Here is a 17,123-nt window from a genome sequence, read left to right on the forward strand (position 1 = left end):
GGCATGCGGACACACTTTTCTTTACTTAACCCCCTATTTTTCCGAGATTAGAGGAAGAGTTCATCTATTTTTCATCTTTAGGTTCTAGGCTTATTGGCCATGAGCATTTCCCGCCGGGCCTACCTCTCTGTTGCAACTCTTGCTGCAAGTTCAATGGCCGTCGCGAAAACCTCGGGAGCGTACGGCCTGGAGTACGTCACGTCGGGGCTGGGGCTTACCCAGTCGGATTCCAAGTCGTGGCAGGTACTGGCTAGCGACTTGGAGGTCATTACTGTTACAGATACGTCAGTGGCATTTACATGGGCAACATATGCTCCGGGAGTGCAGACAGCGTATGGCTTTATTAAGCCGACCGTTCCTTCGGATGAGCGGGTGCTGCTTGCTCCAACGGATTCAACGCAGCTAGAGCTCGTGCACGAGGGGTACTCAGAGTCGGGCTACCACCATGTGGTCATTGACGGGTTGGAGCCGGGACGGGAGTACCGCTTTGAGTGCTGGTCCCACAACTGCCGCGCGGTCCCATCGCTGAATATCACCATGAGCAAGACGGCGCCGGAGAAGACAGGCGTCGTAAGTACTCTGCCAGCGTTGGCGGGTGCACATTTGGCGACGTTCGCGCTGACGAATGACACACACATTGGTAAGCCCAATCATGACGGCATTCGCATTGGCAACCTCGGTCTTTCCTCTGATCCAGGAGAGCAGCCTTTCGCCTCTATGCAATTGCAGGGACTGGTGGACACGGTAAAGGCTGCCGGGTTAGATACTCTCGTCGTCAATGGCGATTGCACGGATAGCAACCGTCCTGAGGAGTATGACGAGCTCATCAGGGTTTTGGATACTTTCGGTGAGTTTGGGAAAAACTGGTTTGTCACCCGTGGTAATCACGATGTGCACCCGCCCGGACTGCCCAATATCAATGGTTTCCGGGGACGCGGAATCCGCAAGGGCAAGACCGCGGTTCCGGATTACTTCAGCCAGCGTCTTGTGCCGACGCAGCAGCACTGGTCGACTCGCGTCGGCGAAGTGCGTCTCATCGGTGTTGATACTGCCGAGTTTGGTTATGCAGGTGGGCGTATTAATGAGCGCCAGATGCGTGCATTGCGTGCTGAACTAGCAGAGGATCCAGAGCGTCCGACAATTTTGTTTGCGCACCACCCGTTTACTCAGGATGCGGTGCGTTCGCATTTCGGTGGTGAGGCATTCATGGTCGAGGCTCAGCAGGCCAAGATTTTCCAGGAGATCCTGGCTGCCACGCCGGGTGCCAAAGGTGTGTTCGCTGGTCATACGCACCGCAGCCGTCGTGGTATCGCTGACTATGGGGATACGGACTTCTGTGAGCGGGGTGCTGCACTTGGCTATCCTGGTGGATACACGCAGATTCGAGTGCACACTGACGGTTACCAGATCAGCTACCACCGCACCACAACACCGCAGTCGCTGGCCTGGTCAACGAAGACTCGTTGGTCGATGTTCGGGTTGGAGCCAGAGTTTATGCTGGGAAAGATCTCCGATCGGAACTACGTCAATTTCTTCAAGAACAAAGTGCCGCTCTGAGCTAGTGCTAGCTTCTAGCAGGGTACGCTGGGCAACGCATAGTGTTAATGGAAAATACGTAGTGGCAAGTTCCGCTGTGGGCGAAGTCGCAAGCCACCACGTTATTGGCCGAGCACAAGTGTGGCTCTGAAGAAATAAGGAATTTAGCGATGACCGACCAGTACAACCCGCGTTCGTCCTCCCCGCAGGATTGGGGGCAGGACGGTTATGCAACATCTGCCTGGGAGCAGCCGCAGGGTGGGGCTCAAGACGAGTACCAGCCTCAGTACCAGTACCAGTCGCAGGGGCCGAACCAGGGAGGTTCACCCCAGCAGTATCCGGCTTATCAGCAGGCTCCGGTACCTGAGCAGAAGAGCAACAACGGTCTGTACGTGGTTTTGGGCATCGTCGGTGTTGCACTTGCAGCGGTCGCCGGTATCGGTGGCGCGTACTACCTGAATAATTCCTCCGATAATTCCCCGCAGTCTCCCGATACGGTTGCGGCAGGGGACTCGTCGTCAAGCACTGCGTCCCCGGCGCCGGTGGAGACGTACACGGAAACCTATACCCAGACCGTCGAGCCAGAAACGACGAAGCAGCCGGAGAGCAGCGCTCCTACCACTACGCAGCGGGGAAATTTTGGTCTTCGCGCGTTCGGTATGAATCGCGATGATATCGATGCCAAAGGTTGGGTTGGCAGTACCGCTCGCTGCTCGGGTGGGTATTACGCGCGTGTGTTGGCGGAGACTTCTTCGGGTAAGGCCGTGATTTGTGAGAACTCCAATAACCGCCAGCAGCGCCATTACATTGGTGACTTCGGTGAGATTTCGGATACCCCGGATGCGTACACAGTAGATAGTTTCTCCGGGAACCGTGCTGTCGCGAAAAATGGTGGCTACACGTATACCGTCACTCCGAATGCGGTAACCGTGACCCAGGACGGCGAAGAGATTTTCCGTGAGCCCGTCACGGACTACGGTGTTTTGAACGCTGGCTAATCAGCTCTAGTTCTTCCTAGGATACGCAAAAAGGACGCGGTAACTTCCATAACGGAAGTTTTTACCGCGTCCTTTTCGTGTCTGCCGTTCGCTTTACGACGGTCCCTGCGCCCTAAGCCACCTTCTCCTCGGTGACATTCTCCCACGGCTTCGGCAGGTGGCGAGGAACCACCTTGCCGACTGCGTTGCGTGGCAGTTCATCGAGGAACACGGTCTCGCGCGGAACGGCGAATCGGCTGAGGTGCTGCTTGACATATGTGCGAATCTGCTCATTAGTCAGGGCACGGCCCTCAGGGGAGTCGTCGCGGACAACCCAGGCGACCAGGGCCTGACCGAAGCGCTCATCCGGAACACCTGCGACTGCGCACTCGCGGATACCCTCGAGCTGGCTGAGTGCATCTTCGGTCTGACGTGGGAAGACGTTCTCGCCACCGGAGACAATCATGTCGTCCTCGCGACCGGAGATGTAGAGCAGGCCATTTTCCATTCGACCCAGGTCACCGGTGCAGACCATGCCGTCAATGACCTGCTTGTCCGCGCCGGGGCGGGTGTAGCCCTCGTACAACATGTTGTTGCCCACGAAGATCCGACCGGTCTCGCCATCGGCAACGCGGTTGCCGTCTTCGTCGAGAATCTGGACACGAGTGCCTAGTGGTGCGCGACCTGCCGTGGTCGGGTTTGCCTTGAGCTCATCCGGGGTAGCAATGGTTGCCCAGCTGACCTCGGTGGAGCCGTACTGGTTGTAGAGAACCGGTCCGAAACGCTCGAGGGTCTTAGTGACAATTCCCTCCGGAATGGCCGAGCCACAGGATGCGATGACCTTCAGCGATGTCGCGCCGATGTCGTAGTTCTCCGGGAGAATCTCAATCATGCGCTGCAGCATGGTCGGCACCAGGAAGATGGTGTGCGGAGAGTGCTGCTCGATAATGCGGAGACTGTCGGCAGGATCGAACTTGCGGCGCATGATCATGGTGGAACGCAGTGCGATGCACAGCTGTGCAGTTGCGAATCCCCAGGTGTGGAACAGCGGAGCCGCAAGGTAAGCCGGGCGACGCTGGCGCAGCGGAATGCGGCTCATGATGGACGATGCCGGCATCCAGCTGCGCGGCTCCGGACGCTTGGCGCCCTTTGGCGTGCCGGTGGTTCCGGAAGTCAGAATAATAACGCGGCCACGGCGTGGACGGCTTGGCAGCTCGGCGGTTGGCCACTTTGCCGGCGGTGCCGTCTTCAGCATCTCCTGCATGGAGGTCCAGCCCTCGCGAATACAGGAGGTGTCACCGTAGTTTTCGAACCACGACACTGCGACCGGGCACTCATCGAAGTCCTCCGGCAACATGTGAGTGAATTCCTCATCAATGAACAGGAAGTCAATCTTCTGCTCACGAATCACGGCCAGAGTCTGCTCGGCAGAGGCGCCGGTGTTGAGCAGTACCAGGTCGGTGCCGAGGCGACCGTGGGCACACAGCGCCATAATGAAACCGCGGTGGTTGCGAGCCAGCACGCCGATGCGGTTGCGCTGCTGAATATCACCGTGGCGGAGTGCTCGAGCCAGGGCAGTGGAGCGCTCGTGCAGTTCTTCGTAGGTCAGCGAGCCGCCGTCATCAATAATCGCGGTGTGGTGCGGGTCGCGGCCGGCTGCAATGCCGAGGAGACCAGCTGGCAGGAAGTCCCAACGGTAGATGGAATTCAATGCCTTTCCAGCAGCGCCGGGTCCCATCGAGCCGAGGACGCCAGCCTGCGTCACCGGTGCGAGTCCGAGAACGAGGTCCGAGGTAGCTCGCGAAGCTTTGCGCACCTTATTGAAAATCGAGGTCTGTGGATTAGATGTCATAGTCACTCATCTTCCGTGGTTCATGTCCTGTGGTCTTCGGAGAGGCCTAATCAGGCGAAACCTCATCGGTAGGACCGCCGATTTAGTTTCTTTTACAGTAAGAATAAGTGTCCTAGGTCACTTTTGTGTAGCTTTTTGCAAAATTTTTTTATCAGAAACGAATAGTTGTAAAGACCTGAGGTGTGACCAGGGAGTACGTTCAAAAGTGCGGGGCTTTTTCTGTCTCGAGAAATGTTGTCGCCGTACTTAGAGTCTCCGTTTTGAGGTAATTTCTCTAGAAAAAGTTCTTGAAAGATGTTCCAATCCGACTGCGTCCTCGTCGCAGTAGTGGAGGGTGGAGCCATCCGATATGACTTAGGGGAACCCATGAAGTCCAGTCTCAAGCATCAAACTTTCCTACGTATTTCGGCGACCCGAGTTGCCGTAGTCGGAGCAGTCGCAACCGGTGCGGCCTTCGGTCTTGCAGCTTGTGGCGATAGCGATGACGTCGATCCGGCACCTGTCGAGACCACTACGGTGACTTCGACCGAGAGCGTGGACGACGATCGGGACGACGATGATGACGACCGGGATGATGGCCACGACGACCGCGTGAACAACTAGGCGTCCGATCCAGGATGAAACTGCCGTTGCGCCCCTCTCGACCAGTCTGTTCGCTACTGGCGTACGGCTATAGGGATTAATATGCGTCGCGTCGCGTTTAAGCTAGGTGAAACAACCTTTATTGAATTACGGCAAAAATAGACACTTGAAAGGGCAGTGATGTTCGAGAGGTTTACGGACCGAGCACGTCGCGTTGTCGTCCTGGCACAGGATGAGGCACGCGAGCTCAATCACAATTACATCGGTACGGAGCACATCCTGCTCGGCCTGATTAGTGAAGGCGACGGTGTAGCTGCCAAGGCGCTGGAGTCCATGGGTATTTCCCTGGATGCTGTGCGCTCTGAGGTAGTCGACATTATTGGTCGTGGCTCCCAGCCGCCGAGCGGTCACGTGCCGTTTACCCCGCGTGCAAAGAAGGTGCTGGAGTACTCTCTGCGCGAGGCTCTGCAGCTGGGTCACAAGTACATCGGTACTGAGCACCTGCTGCTCGGCCTGATTCGTGAGGGCGAAGGTGTTGCTGCTCAGGTCCTGGTTAAGCTCGGCGCTGACCTGCCGCGCGTACGTCAGCAGGTTATTCAGCTGCTCAGCGGTTTCCAGGGCGATGAGTCCGATGGTTCTCCGGAGCAGCGTCCGGTCGGTGCTACTTCCGGCGCTCGTGTGCAGGAGGGTAACCACCAGTCGGGTTCGCTGGTGCTTGATCAGTTCGGTCGTAACCTGACCGTTGCTGCACGTGAGGGCAAGCTGGATCCGGTTATTGGCCGCGAGAAAGAAATCGAGCGCATTATGCAGGTTCTTTCTCGTCGCACCAAGAACAACCCTGTGCTGATTGGTGAGCCTGGTGTTGGTAAGACCGCCGTCGTGGAGGGGCTTGCACTGGACATTGTCAACGGTCGTGTGCCGGAGACGCTGAAGGATAAGCAGCTTTACTCTCTCGACCTGGGCTCGCTGGTTGCGGGTTCCCGTTACCGCGGTGACTTCGAGGAGCGTCTGAAGAAGGTGCTCAAGGAGATTAACCAGCGCGGTGACATCATCCTGTTTATTGACGAGATTCACACGCTGGTTGGTGCCGGTGCCGCCGAGGGCGCAATTGATGCAGCCTCGATTCTGAAGCCGAAGCTGGCTCGCGGTGAGCTGCAGACCATCGGTGCTACCACTTTGGATGAGTACCGTAAGCACATTGAGAAGGACGCCGCTCTTGAGCGTCGTTTCCAGCCGGTGAACGTGCCGGAGCCGAGTGTGGATCTCACTATCGAGATTCTGCGCGGTGTCCGCGATAAGTACGAGGCTCACCACCGCGTATCCATCTCGGACAAGGCTCTGGTTGCCGCAGCTACGCTCTCCGACCGCTACATCAACGACCGCTTCCTGCCGGATAAGGCCGTTGACCTGATCGATGAGGCCGGTGCTCGCATGCGCATCAAGCGCATGACTGCCCCGGCTGACCTGCAGGAGATTGACTCCAAGATCGCCGATGTGCGCCGCCAGAAGGAAGCCGCCATCGACGAGCAGGACTTTGAGAAGGCAGCTGGTCTGCGCGACAAGGAGCGCAAGCTGGGCGAAGAGCGCCGCGAGCGCGAGAAGAAGTGGCGTGCGGGCGAGTCCGACACCATCGCTGAGATTGGTGAGGAGCAGATTGCGGAGGTCCTGGCTTCCTGGACTGGCATTCCGGTGTTCAAGCTCACCGAGGAAGAGTCCTCGCGTCTGCTGCGCATGGAGGATGAGCTGCACAAGCGCATTATCGGTCAGGAAGAGGCCGTCAGTGCTGTCTCCCGCGCTATTCGTCGTACCCGCGCTGGTCTGAAGGACCCGAAGCGTCCGTCCGGTTCGTTTATCTTCGCCGGCCCGTCCGGTGTTGGTAAGACCGAGCTGTCGAAGGCCCTGGCGGAGTTCCTCTTCGGTGAGGAAGACGCCCTCATTCAGATTGATATGGGTGAGTTCCACGACCGCTTCACCGCTTCGCGCCTCTTCGGTGCTCCTCCCGGATACGTCGGCTACGAAGAGGGCGGCCAGCTCACTGAGAAGGTGCGCCGTAAGCCGTTCTCCGTCGTGCTTTTCGACGAGATTGAGAAGGCCCACAAGGAGATTTACAACACCTTGCTGCAGGTCCTGGAAGACGGTCGTCTGACTGACTCTCAGGGGCGAGTGGTGGACTTCAAGAACACGGTTCTGATCTTCACCTCGAACCTGGGTACCAGCGACATTTCCAAGGCTGTTGGTATGGGCTTCTCGGGCGTCGGCGAGGCCGATGAAGACGGCAAGTACGAGCGGATGAAGGACAAGGTCCACGACGAGCTGAAGAAGCACTTCCGTCCGGAGTTCCTGAACCGTATCGACGAGATTGTGGTCTTCAAGCAGCTGAGCCAGGCCGAGATTGTTCAGATGGTCGACCTCATGCTGGCCCGCGTCAGCGACCAGCTCGGTGAGAAGCGCATCACCATGGAGATTTCCGACCGCGCCAAGAACCTGCTGGCCAAGCGTGGCTTTGATCCGGTGCTCGGTGCCCGTCCGCTGCGTCGCACCATCCAGCGCGAGATTGAGGATCAGCTCTCCGAGAAGATTCTCTACGGTGAGGTTGGTCTCGGCGAGACCGTCTTCATCGATGTCGAAGGCTGGGATGGCGAGTCCAAGGACGTCGACAAGGCGAAGTTCACCTTCACCAACAAGGGCAAGGCCGGGAACGTTGATGCCGACGGCGGTGCTCTGGGGGAGTCTGAGGAAGACAAGGACGTTCTCGGCAGCGCTGGTACCAGCGAGTCCGATATCATCACCCCGGATGTACCGGGTGACGGCGGTTCCACCGCCGCTGGAACCGACCTAGAGTCCGGTTCGGACTCCGATGACGACGGCCACAACCCGCCACCGGCTGGTGCGGGTGCTGGCCAGCCGCTCTAAGAGGTTTAGCCGCTAGCAGTACCAACGAACACTGCCGCCCCAGTTCCGACTCCATTATGGGAGGAGGAACTGGGGCGGCAGTGTGTCTATATGCGGTCTTTCCTAAAAGCGCGGAGAGTTGTAGTTCTACTTGGCCACGCCGAGGTCGACCAATGCTTTCTTTGCTACTTCAGGGTCATCATTTTTGATCATGTACTCAACGATTCCCTGGTCCTCTGGGAGGATTTCCGCAACTGTGATGAGGGACTCCACTCGCTGCGCCTTGAATGTGGAACCGCGCGTTGATTCTGCCGGAATCTCAACGGCATCCAAGACGGGCTTGCCGTCACGAACGGCGGCGGTGGCGGCAGGGTCATCGGTGAAGACTACGTAACCAACGTCGGGTGCCTTCGTAGTATCCACGGAACAGTTGGTACCCATTGCCTGTGGGGCGGGGGCACTATCCGCACCATAGTAGCTAAACACCACTTCATAGTCTGTGCAGGCCCGCACGAAACTAGCAATCGGTTCGGGTGCGTGGTCGGCAGGGGTGAGGCCGCCAGCGGTATCCCCACCAGTGGCACCGGTAGCTCCACCGTTGGAAGCGCCGGGATTGGCAGGTGCTTCAGCGGCGGACTGTGCGGGAGCAGCGGACTCGTCTGACTTGTCACTAAAGAGCGCGTCTTTAGCTGCAACGTAGGCAATCGCTAGCACCACGATGCCCGCTATCACTAAGGGGAGGAGTAATAGCTGCTTCTTTACACTGAGACCTTTCGATGCGCCGCTGGTCTGAGCACCTGTCGTGCCCGCGCTGGAGTTTGACCTGAAGGTAGCAGTCGTATTTGCCGGAGATGCTCCAGTTTCTAGTAATGAGCCATGCTTGATGTAATGGCGATAGCCATTTTCCGCAATAGCCAGGTTTTGCTCGATGTGTGATGTGTCTTCTGCCCCATTAAAGCGGTCGGGCGAACCCGGGTATGCAAGTCGAATCATTATTCAGTCCACCACCGTGAATCAATGTCGGAATACAGGGAGCGCATCGACCCTGCAAGCTCTTCCAAACTATTGCGATTGAGACGGTGCTTGTTTTCTTTCCATCGCTCAAAAAGCTCCGTCGACGACACTGCACGCGAGGCCTCCGTTCGTGCCTCTCGGCCTGCGGTCAGGGCCCACTGGGCAGCAAATTGCACACGTTTCGCAGCTTTTTCTGTGAAACCGCTCCACACTTTATATGTGTTGTAGAGCTGGGCCACGACGGCCCAGCCACCCTTGTAAGGCAGAACGATTACATTGGCGAGGTTGTCGAGTTCAAGGAACTCGAATTGAGACGGATCTTTCTTGTTGGCGGTCACGAGAATTCTTCGGTTGGTGACGAACGCTGCGCCATCGACTCCACTGGTTTTTGTAGCGGCGGCCTCGAGCACAATCTCGTCGACACCAAGACCTTCTACGACAGCGACGGCGGCAGTGCGCACAATCCCGGAATTACCGGCACGTTCAAGTGCGGCACCGAGATCTGGCCGGTCGGTCAATGCAATCTGGGATCCTGTCATGCACACGAGACTAGCAACACAATAGAAACCGCGCCTGACGTTCAGTACTATGACATAACTCACCCCAGGTGTGGGGTGGTGCGTGAAGTAACACTGACTCAACCCCGAAACCTCGGTACTTTGTGAGGATATGAGCCCTACATTCACCCCAGCAAAGTTTGATGATTCTTCGCTTTACAGGTTTGCCAAGTTCCCGTGGCCGGAACCGGCGCCGAGCAAAGATGAAGTGCGCCGCCACTCGTGGGGAATGACGTACAAGCACAATAAGGCGTTTGCGACCCCGCTAGGGGTTGAGAACATCAACGCAAGGGCGGTCAAGTACTACAAAGCATCTCTCGAGCAAAACTGGGGGGTCACCGGTGCCCAGGAAGCGCATCAGGTTATTGATGCCCTGCTTGAGGGCAACCAGCATGTGGAAAATGACCTGCTTTTACCGCTCGCATATGCAGTGAAGGACATCTCTGAGAACGAGCTCGAGGCAGAGATGGAGGAGCGGATCGAGTTTCTGAAAGACTTCTTTGTTGTCCAAGGCGTGGATCCGCGTGGTGCAGAACATAAGTTCCGCTACCTCGTACGGATGTTGCGCTCCGAAAACTTTGCCAAAGCAGCAGCCCCGGCATTGCCCGCCACTACTCGCGCATGGGACATAATCCGAATTCACAGCGTTGGTGGTGCGGCAACGGAGCTGGGATGGATCTCTCCAGAAGAGTTCCTTCAGATTTCCGATAAGGCCGTGGCGGCGTTGCAGCGCTACTTCGTGTCGTGGGCTGACGTAGCCGCAAGCTTCTGGTGGGGACGAATGATCTGGGCGAGTGATGGTGAGCCCGACGTTGCCGCTGCGATGAAAGACCAATCGCAACGGCTCACCGAGTTGCTCGCACACAGTGATTCACCTTGGGTTCGCGTGCCCTTGCATGACATCGTGGCCGAGGAACCATTCTCATCCTTAGACGGTCTGCACTAACTAGCTGTCGTCATTGTTCGGGATGCCGTGGCAGCGGCCGGTTTCATGAGCTCATTAGAATCGGTCACAAATAACGGATTGAGGCATCTATGGCGCAGGAACGGCGAGTTCAAGGGGCATCTGCAAGGCGAAGTTACCTTCACCAATATGGGGCAAGGTCGGTAACGTTGATGCCGATGGGCGGTGCCTTGGCCGATTCTGAGGAAGATGACGGGCGTTCTCGGCAGTGCTGACGGTATCCTGAGCGTTTGGATCTGGCGACATCAAAGCTACTGTCGATCAGGCCACTGCCGAGGCAGAGACCGAATCTGATAACTCCGAGGGAGAGAACTAAATGGGGATCCAATTTCGCAAGAAGCAGAACCTGGACAAGGACACGTGGCTGAACTACTCGGGTTCGGGAGTCTCTGGTTCGAAGCGTATCGGTCCGGTGACCATTAACAGCCGTGGCGGTTACACCGTCCGACTGGGCAAGGGCTTGACCTTCCGTGGTCGCTGGAAGAAAAAGTAGCTGTACTTGCTAGATGGAGGAAAGCGGCGGTTGTCGCCGCTAGTACCCCATTTTCTGATTCACCCACGCAAGCATCTCTTCGTGGGTGAGCACGTAGGCAAGGCCGTGCGTCCCATCACCGAGGTCAGTATCGACCTCCACGTAGGTGATGTCGGAGCCGGCCTTTTGCCATTTCTGCACAAGTTCGCGTGCCGACGTCACGGGTAGCACATCATCCAATGCGTTATGGGTAACGAATACGGGCATACTGGGAGTCTTTGTCCCCAGAGCTTGTTCTTCCACGTGGCGCCGAACGACGGGGGAGAGCTCCGGCGAGCGCAGATTTTCCGCTATTCCTAAGTCGTTGGCCGTGAATGCCTTGGTGTCATTGCGGGGCCAACGTTCGACAGTGGCGCCAATGCATTCATCGGCCGTGAGCTTCAGGAAATCCTGCCCCAGCGGGCTCAGCATGCGCTCGATCGGTTCTTTTGTCTCTGGGTACTCTGCAATCAAGCCGTTCATGAAGTAACCGACGAGCCCCGCCAGCGCCGAGCCGCGAATATGCAGTGCAGTGTCGGTGAGATCGGCCGGAATAGCCCCGGCGTAAACAGCGCGGATGTTCAGCTCCGAGGCGTACGCATCGGCTAGCTCGGCGGCTGCAGCGGTGGCGCCTCCGCCCTGTGAGTAGCCGAACAGCGCAATGGGAGTATCTGCAGGTAGTTGTAAAGTCTCAATAGCCGCTCGCGCCATATCGAGCGTGTTATTCCCGGCAATCTCACGGTTGAGATACGGATGTACCCCAGGCGTGCCGAGCCCCTGGTAATCCACAATGGCAACATTCCATCCCTGTGCCAGCAGCTGAGGTGCCGGAGGCGTCGGAGGCGCTTCGTAACGCAGGGCGACCGAACTGGCACAGTTATCAGCCATGCCGAGAGTTCCAGGTGCAATTACTGCCAGTGGGCGCGGGGATTTCTCTGACCATCGGGCGTAGGGCTGCAAAATCGTGCCGGACACGGCTGTCTGGCGGTGGTCGCGTGCACCTGTGGAGGAAAACACGACCCGCTGTGCGCGTGCGGGCGTATTGACCGGAAATGGCGTCTTCGTAATTACCTGCCCCGGAGGCAATCGCTTCACCGTAGAAGAGTCAGAATCCGAAGAACCGAAGCCAGTCGCTCCTAGACCATCCACCGCCGAGCAACCACCGAGCGTTCCCACGCTAGAGCCCAGAAGAGCAACTCCAAGCACTGTGCTCAGCGCAATTCTGCGCTTACTAGCCCCAAAGAGACAGCGCTGGCGCTGAGGTCGATGGGGCGTGGCATTCATGTGTCTAATTCTAGGCAACGCACTTGTTCGAATCTGGTCTTTACCGGAGCATTGCCTCGGCTTTAACGGGGCAACTGGAAGCGGCCATCGGAGGTTTGCTCCGCAAGTCCGTCGTCAAGCAGGGAAAACAGTGCGCGGGAACGCTGATGCGCATCATCCCAGACCGCATCCAGAGCGGCCTGTTCGACGGGGGAGTCGGCGGCGCGGAGCACGTCGAGAAGCAAGCCCCGGACTTGACGGTCGGTGCCTTCGAACTTCTGCACACGCCGTTTAGCAGCGGCGATTTCGTGGTCTTCGGGTTCGGGGCGACCGGCGGCAATCCATGCGCAACTGGTGGCGATGGGGCAGACCTCGCACTCGGGTGTCGTTCGACAGACGGTAGCGCCGAGTTCCATGAGTGCGACGGAAGTCTCGGCCGCAGTCGTGGGGTCGAGTGGTAGGAACTCTTCGACGAGCGCCATGTCGGCGCGTTTGGCGATGCCGGGTAGGTACGTGCCCTGACGGTGTCGCCGGAGTACGCGGCGCACGTTGATGTCCACCACCGGCGTGCGCGCGCCAAAAGCAAACGCCGCTACCGCCCGAGCTGTGTAGTCTCCTACCCCCGGAAGGGCTAACAGTGTGTTCACGTCGCTTGGTACTTCGCCGTCGTGCTTTTCGACGATCTTTTCTGCGCATTCACGCAGCCGGAGTGCACGTCGGGGATAGCCGAGTTTTCCCCACATACGCAGGACTTCATCCTTTGGCGCGACTGCCAAATCGGCTGGGGTGGGCCATTTTTCCAGCCAGGCGCGCCAGGAGGGGATGACGCGGGCGACGGGAGTCTGTTGACTCATCACTTCGCTGACGAGCACAGCCCATGGTGAAGTGCCTTCTTCGCGCCAGGGAAGTGGCCGCATGTTGGTGCGATACCAATCACGTAAGGCGGCATCGACGTGTTCGTCGAAGTCGTCGGATTGGTTAATTGCAGAGGTCAATCTACATTCTCGCTTTCCCATAAACAGCAGAGTCGTTGCACAATATAGCTATGAGCAATTCTGAGAGGACTCCTGAGAGTGTATGGCAATCGATGGTGCGCGGAAACCTCCGCTTCTGCGAGAGCAAGACTGCGCATCCTCGCCAGGACTTGGTTCGTCGTAAGCAGCTGACGCAGGGGCAGAAGCCGAAGGCCGTTGTGCTGGCTTGCTCGGATTCCCGCGCTCCGGTGGAGATTATTTTCGATCAGGGCTTGGGCGATGTATTTGTAATCCGTACTGCCGGTGAGATTACTGACCTGTCGGTGCTGGCTTCGCTGGAATTCGCAGTTGATGGTCTTGGAGTTCCGCTGGTGATTGTTCTCGGTCACGAGTCCTGCGGCGCTGTGGCTGCGGCGAAGAATGCACTGGATGGTGGCGAACTGCCGGGTGGTTTCCAGCGTGTGCTGATTGAAAAGGTCACCCCGTCGCTGCTGGCGGCTCGCAAGGATGGCGAGACTGAAATCGACGAATTTGAGCGTCGCCACGTGCGCGAGATTGTTAATCACATTATTGATCGCTCTCCGGAGATTTCGTCGCGACTGGAGACCGGCGAGGTAGGCGTTGTCGGTATGCGGTACCGCTTGGAGGACGGACGCGCTGAGACCGTCGTTACCCATGGAGTCAGCGAGAACCCGCTAACCTAAATGTGTGACCAATAAGCTGCCTCCAGAAATCTACCGGCGTCGGCGTATCGCCGCGGCGGTGTTGCTCGTTATCATCCTCGTTCTCCTGGGCTGGGGTATTTCCGCACTGGTAAACCGGGACAGCGAGGATTCTGAACCGGTGAATGTCACCAGGGATGACGGGAAAGAGGTGACTCCTCCGGAACAGCCCAAGGAACCTTACGCGCCTAAGTCTGACAAGGACTCGGAGAACGACAAGTCTGACAAGGACGCCAAGAAGGGCGACAAGGAAGGCGAAGACTCCGCGAAGGATGACGCTCAGGCGGCGCTTGCGAGCAAAAAGGACTGTACCCTTGCAGATCTGCAGGTGACGGCCACCTCGGATCAGCCGAACTACGGCGATGAGCAGCCGACTCTGGCGATTACCGTCCACAATCCCACCGGCGGTGAATGCCGCGTGAACCTTGATGAGCAGCAGTTGCGCTTCGAGGTGTACGACCTGGCAACGTATGAGCGAGTCTGGTCGGATGTGGATTGCAATGACTCCGAAGGCCACGGTGAACTGGTATTGGCACCGGGCGAGGAAGTCAACTATGCCGCCACCTGGTCGCGTCTGACCTCGGCGCCGAACAAGTGCTCCGAAGAAGACCGGGTCCCAGTTCCCTCCGGGTCGTACATCTTCTACGGCGTGATTGGTGACAACAACTCTGACGCCTACACGTTCAACATGCGCTAGCGCTTAGCTCCTAACCCAAGCTCAATGGCCTCGGCAACGGTGGCTGCTTCCAGCAGCTGCATCCCTGCCGGGCCTTTTGCGCCTCTGGGCACAATTGCCGTGTCGAAGCCCATTCGATGAGCTTCCTTAAGGCGCCACTCCAAATCGGTCACTCGCCGCACTTCGCCGGCCAACCCCAGTTCGCCGAGTGCAATGGTTTTGTCCTGGAAGGTCCGCTTAGTCATGGATGAGGCCAGTGCCAGCGCAATCGCCAGGTCCGCGGCAGGCTCCGACAGCGTCATTCCGCCGACGGTGGACACGTACATCTCCATGCGGGCCAACTGCTTGAAGTTACCGTGTTCAGTCAGCACGGCCGCGACCATCGGCACGCGCCTCGGGTCGAGACCAGAGACATTGCGTCGTGGATTATGTGCCTCGGTGTTGATTACCAGGCCCTGCACCTCCGCCAGCAGCGGTCTGCGGCCATCCATGGCCACGGTAATTGCAGTTCCCGAGGTCGGTGTTCGGTGATGCAAAAACAGCCCCGAGGGATCCTCAACTTCCGCAATACCGCCCGCGGTCTGCTCGAAGCAGCCCACCTCATCGGTGCTGCCGAAGCGGTTTTTCAGACCCCGCAAGAAGCGTAGCCCCGAGTGTCTATCGCCTTCGAAGTTGAGTACCACATCAACGAGGTGTTCCATCGTGCGCGGGCCGGCCACATTGCCGTCCTTGGTCACGTGCCCTACCAAGAAAATCGCAGTCCCGGTCTCCTTTGCCAACGCCGCCAGGGCAGAGGTTACGGCGCGGGCCTGAGCAACGCCACCGCGAGCACCTTCGACGTCGGCACGCATCGTCTGCACGGAGTCCACAATGAGCAGACCGGGGGAGAGCTCTAGCGTCAGATCGATGACGTCCTCGATATTCGACACCGCCGACAGGTACAGCGAGTCCGACAGCGCGCCAGTGCGCTCGGCACGCAGTCGCACCTGACCGACCGACTCCTCACCTGTGACGTAAAGTGTCGGCCCCAAATCGCCGTCCGCGCAGCGATAGGCCACTTCAAGCAGCAACGTCGACTTACCAACCCCCGGCTCGCCGGCCAAGAGCACCAACGAACCCGGCACAATACCCGAACCGAGCACCCGATCCAGCTCACCGATGCCCGTGCGCACCGCGTGCGCAGCTTTGGCGGAAATCCCGGTAATGGCCGTCAGCTCAGAAGAAGAAGTGGGGATTCGATCTGTTGCGGATGTCTCGGCGAGGAAACGTTCCTCCGCATCGTCGTCAAGCGCGCGCTGTGCTAAACGCTGGCTCTCAGCCGCGGACGGAAGTGGAAGATGCTTTACGACGGTCACCTCGCGTGCCGGGCTCCGTTGTGGCAGCACTCCGGCGACGTTGCTTGGCTGCCCGGGTGGCGATTTTGTCCTCAAGGGTGGAGCCGGACTTCCCTCTGCTGGAGCGGATAGTGACCTTCTCCAGTGTGCCCCACTCTTTGCAGTTGGGACATTGACCAACCCATTTCGACACCTGCCAACCGCATGCCGAGCATTCGTAGGCTTCGTCTTTGGTCTTGGCCACGGTGCAACCGCCTTTGCTTCAAACGAGGGGGCGACAGACCCGACAACGTTTGGTGCGGGATGTGCGGGAAATGTCGCTAAAAAATTGCCCCAGATACGCGAGAACGGGCCAGGGCAGAGTCAATGACATGTGTCAAGGACTGACTGTACCGCCGTGGCCCGTATCAAGCGACCAATCGCCCATGCCCGCTCGATGAAGCTCCTCGCGTTATTTGCGGGACAGGACTGCGCTGTACCAGCGCTAATAGTGCGCTGCGCGTGAACAGCGCAGGAACCGCGCCGTGCTGCGCTTACTTGGATTCAATCATGCCGTCAGCACCGCGGTTCGGTGCGCCAGCTTCCAGAATGTCAGCGGAGATGGTGATGTCCAGGTCGTAGGTGTTGGTCTGGCCCTGTGGGTCAGTGAACTCGAAGGTGGCCTCGCGGTTCTGGCCGGCAGCGCTGCTCTTGTCGCCAACCAGGGTGCTCGGGTCCAGCTCATTGGTGTAGTACGCGATGCAGCCGGTGTTGTCCTTAGCGGTCTTAGCCAGCGGATCGATGACGGACTTCGGGCCGGCAACGATCTGGCACTCACGCGGTAGGGAGTTCTCGCCCTTGGCAGCCTTAGCGAAGGAAGGAGTCTCAGCGACCTTCTTCAGCTCAACCTCGCCGATACCTTCAACGGTGACGGACTTCAGCGTGTAGACTGACTCGGCAGCGCGCTGCTGGTTGCTGGCGGAGAACTTCAGACCAGCGGTACCAGCCTCCGGGTCAACCAGGATGTGAGCGTCGCGGATGTTGACGAAGCCAAGAGCCGAGTTGGTGTTCTCAGCACCCTTGCCGGCAGCATCTTCGCCGCCGTTCATCGCACCGTCGACAGCCGGGTGCTGATTTGCGGTCTGCGAAATCTGACCGGCGCCACAAGCAGCAAGTGCAACTGCAGATGCTGCGGAGACGGTGACGAGGGCGCTGCGGCGAAGTACGGACTTGAAGGCCATGACTAGATTTCCTCCAGTAGCTTGAGGATGGGCGATAGGATTTTCAGTA

Annotated in this window: 16 protein-coding genes; 8 read left to right on the forward strand and 8 right to left on the reverse strand. The window is 58.3% G+C overall.

Going from position 1 to position 17,123, the window contains the following annotated elements; translation table 11 throughout:
• The first annotated feature begins 99 nt into the window (after nt 1-99).
• Entirely contained in the window at nt 100-1,557 is a 1,458-nt protein-coding gene (locus tag HMPREF2651_RS10190) for a purple acid phosphatase family protein (RefSeq protein ID WP_049180943.1), read from the forward strand.
• 149 nt (nt 1,558-1,706) lie between these two features.
• Nucleotides 1,707-2,534, forward strand: coding sequence for a hypothetical protein (locus HMPREF2651_RS10195; RefSeq protein WP_049180940.1), 828 nt, complete (start codon nt 1,707-1,709; stop codon nt 2,532-2,534).
• Nucleotides 2,535-2,646: 112 nt separating this feature from the next.
• Here the strand turns inward: HMPREF2651_RS10195 and HMPREF2651_RS10200 are convergent, their stop codons facing one another.
• Nucleotides 2,647-4,365 (reverse strand): AMP-binding protein, encoded by a 1,719-nt coding sequence (locus HMPREF2651_RS10200; protein WP_053088405.1) that lies wholly within the window; start codon nt 4,363-4,365, stop codon nt 2,647-2,649.
• A gap of 366 nt (nt 4,366-4,731) precedes the next feature.
• Between HMPREF2651_RS10200 and HMPREF2651_RS10205 the strand changes: the two genes are divergently transcribed.
• Both HMPREF2651_RS10205 and HMPREF2651_RS10210 read left to right on the forward strand, forming a co-directional pair.
• Nucleotides 4,732-4,968 (forward strand): hypothetical protein, encoded by a 237-nt coding sequence (locus tag HMPREF2651_RS10205; protein ID WP_049180939.1) that lies wholly within the window; start codon nt 4,732-4,734, stop codon nt 4,966-4,968.
• A 159-nt stretch (nt 4,969-5,127) separates the two neighbouring features.
• Nucleotides 5,128-7,860, forward strand: a complete 2,733-nt coding sequence (locus tag HMPREF2651_RS10210; RefSeq protein ID WP_038626605.1) for an ATP-dependent Clp protease ATP-binding subunit — start codon at nt 5,128-5,130, stop codon at nt 7,858-7,860.
• A gap of 126 nt (nt 7,861-7,986) precedes the next feature.
• On the opposite strand, the gene HMPREF2651_RS10215 is transcribed toward HMPREF2651_RS10210, so the two are convergent.
• Together HMPREF2651_RS10215 and HMPREF2651_RS10220 are read right to left on the reverse strand one after the other, a co-directional pair.
• Complete coding sequence (locus tag HMPREF2651_RS10215; RefSeq protein ID WP_049180938.1) at nt 7,987-8,832, reverse strand: hypothetical protein; 846 nt, start codon at nt 8,830-8,832, stop codon at nt 7,987-7,989.
• Nucleotides 8,832-9,392, reverse strand: a complete 561-nt coding sequence (locus HMPREF2651_RS10220) for a hypothetical protein (RefSeq protein ID WP_049180937.1) — start codon at nt 9,390-9,392, stop codon at nt 8,832-8,834. Before HMPREF2651_RS10220 ends, HMPREF2651_RS10215 begins: the two co-directional genes overlap by 1 nt.
• 130 nt (nt 9,393-9,522) lie before the next feature.
• Between HMPREF2651_RS10220 and HMPREF2651_RS10225 the strand changes: the two genes are divergently transcribed.
• The gene (locus HMPREF2651_RS10225; RefSeq protein WP_038626599.1) at nt 9,523-10,356 is read left to right on the forward strand and encodes a DUF1266 domain-containing protein; all 834 of its coding nucleotides are present in this window, start codon (nt 9,523-9,525) and stop codon (nt 10,354-10,356) included.
• Between the two features lie 334 nt (nt 10,357-10,690).
• Nucleotides 10,691-10,867 (forward strand): hypothetical protein, encoded by a 177-nt coding sequence (locus HMPREF2651_RS10995; RefSeq protein ID WP_005510144.1) that lies wholly within the window; start codon nt 10,691-10,693, stop codon nt 10,865-10,867.
• Nucleotides 10,868-10,906: 39 nt separating this feature from the next.
• Here the strand turns inward: HMPREF2651_RS10995 and HMPREF2651_RS10230 are convergent, their stop codons facing one another.
• Nucleotides 10,907-12,169, reverse strand: coding sequence for a lipase family protein (locus HMPREF2651_RS10230; RefSeq protein WP_224786627.1), 1,263 nt, complete (start codon nt 12,167-12,169; stop codon nt 10,907-10,909).
• 62 nt (nt 12,170-12,231) lie between these two features.
• A complete protein-coding gene (locus tag HMPREF2651_RS10235; protein ID WP_049180935.1) occupies nt 12,232-13,164 on the reverse strand; it encodes an HhH-GPD family protein in 933 nt (310 codons plus the stop codon).
• A gap of 29 nt (nt 13,165-13,193) precedes the next feature.
• Between HMPREF2651_RS10235 and HMPREF2651_RS10240 the strand changes: the two genes are divergently transcribed.
• Entirely contained in the window at nt 13,194-13,826 is a 633-nt protein-coding gene (locus HMPREF2651_RS10240) for a carbonic anhydrase (RefSeq protein ID WP_038626595.1), read from the forward strand.
• 4 nt (nt 13,827-13,830) lie between these two features.
• Nucleotides 13,831-14,541 (forward strand): hypothetical protein, encoded by a 711-nt coding sequence (locus tag HMPREF2651_RS10245; RefSeq protein ID WP_038626593.1) that lies wholly within the window; start codon nt 13,831-13,833, stop codon nt 14,539-14,541.
• Here HMPREF2651_RS10245 and radA read toward each other — a convergent pair.
• The 3 genes from radA to HMPREF2651_RS10255 form a co-directional block, all read right to left on the reverse strand.
• Complete coding sequence (gene radA, locus HMPREF2651_RS10250; protein ID WP_371325856.1) at nt 14,538-15,755, reverse strand: DNA repair protein RadA; 1,218 nt, start codon at nt 15,753-15,755, stop codon at nt 14,538-14,540. The genes HMPREF2651_RS10245 and radA overlap by 4 nt on opposite strands.
• Nucleotides 15,756-15,834: 79 nt before the next feature.
• On the reverse strand, nt 15,835-16,098 hold the full coding sequence (locus tag HMPREF2651_RS11160; RefSeq protein ID WP_246817355.1) for a hypothetical protein: 264 nt from the start codon (nt 16,096-16,098) through the stop codon (nt 15,835-15,837).
• A gap of 289 nt (nt 16,099-16,387) precedes the next feature.
• On the reverse strand, nt 16,388-17,074 hold the full coding sequence (locus HMPREF2651_RS10255; RefSeq protein ID WP_038626588.1) for a hypothetical protein: 687 nt from the start codon (nt 17,072-17,074) through the stop codon (nt 16,388-16,390).
• Nucleotides 17,075-17,123 lie beyond the last annotated feature (49 nt).

Origin of the sequence: Corynebacterium sp. HMSC063A05, from assembly GCF_001809695.1 — a bacterium.
Classification (GTDB): Bacteria; Actinomycetota; Actinomycetes; order Mycobacteriales; family Mycobacteriaceae; genus Corynebacterium; species Corynebacterium amycolatum.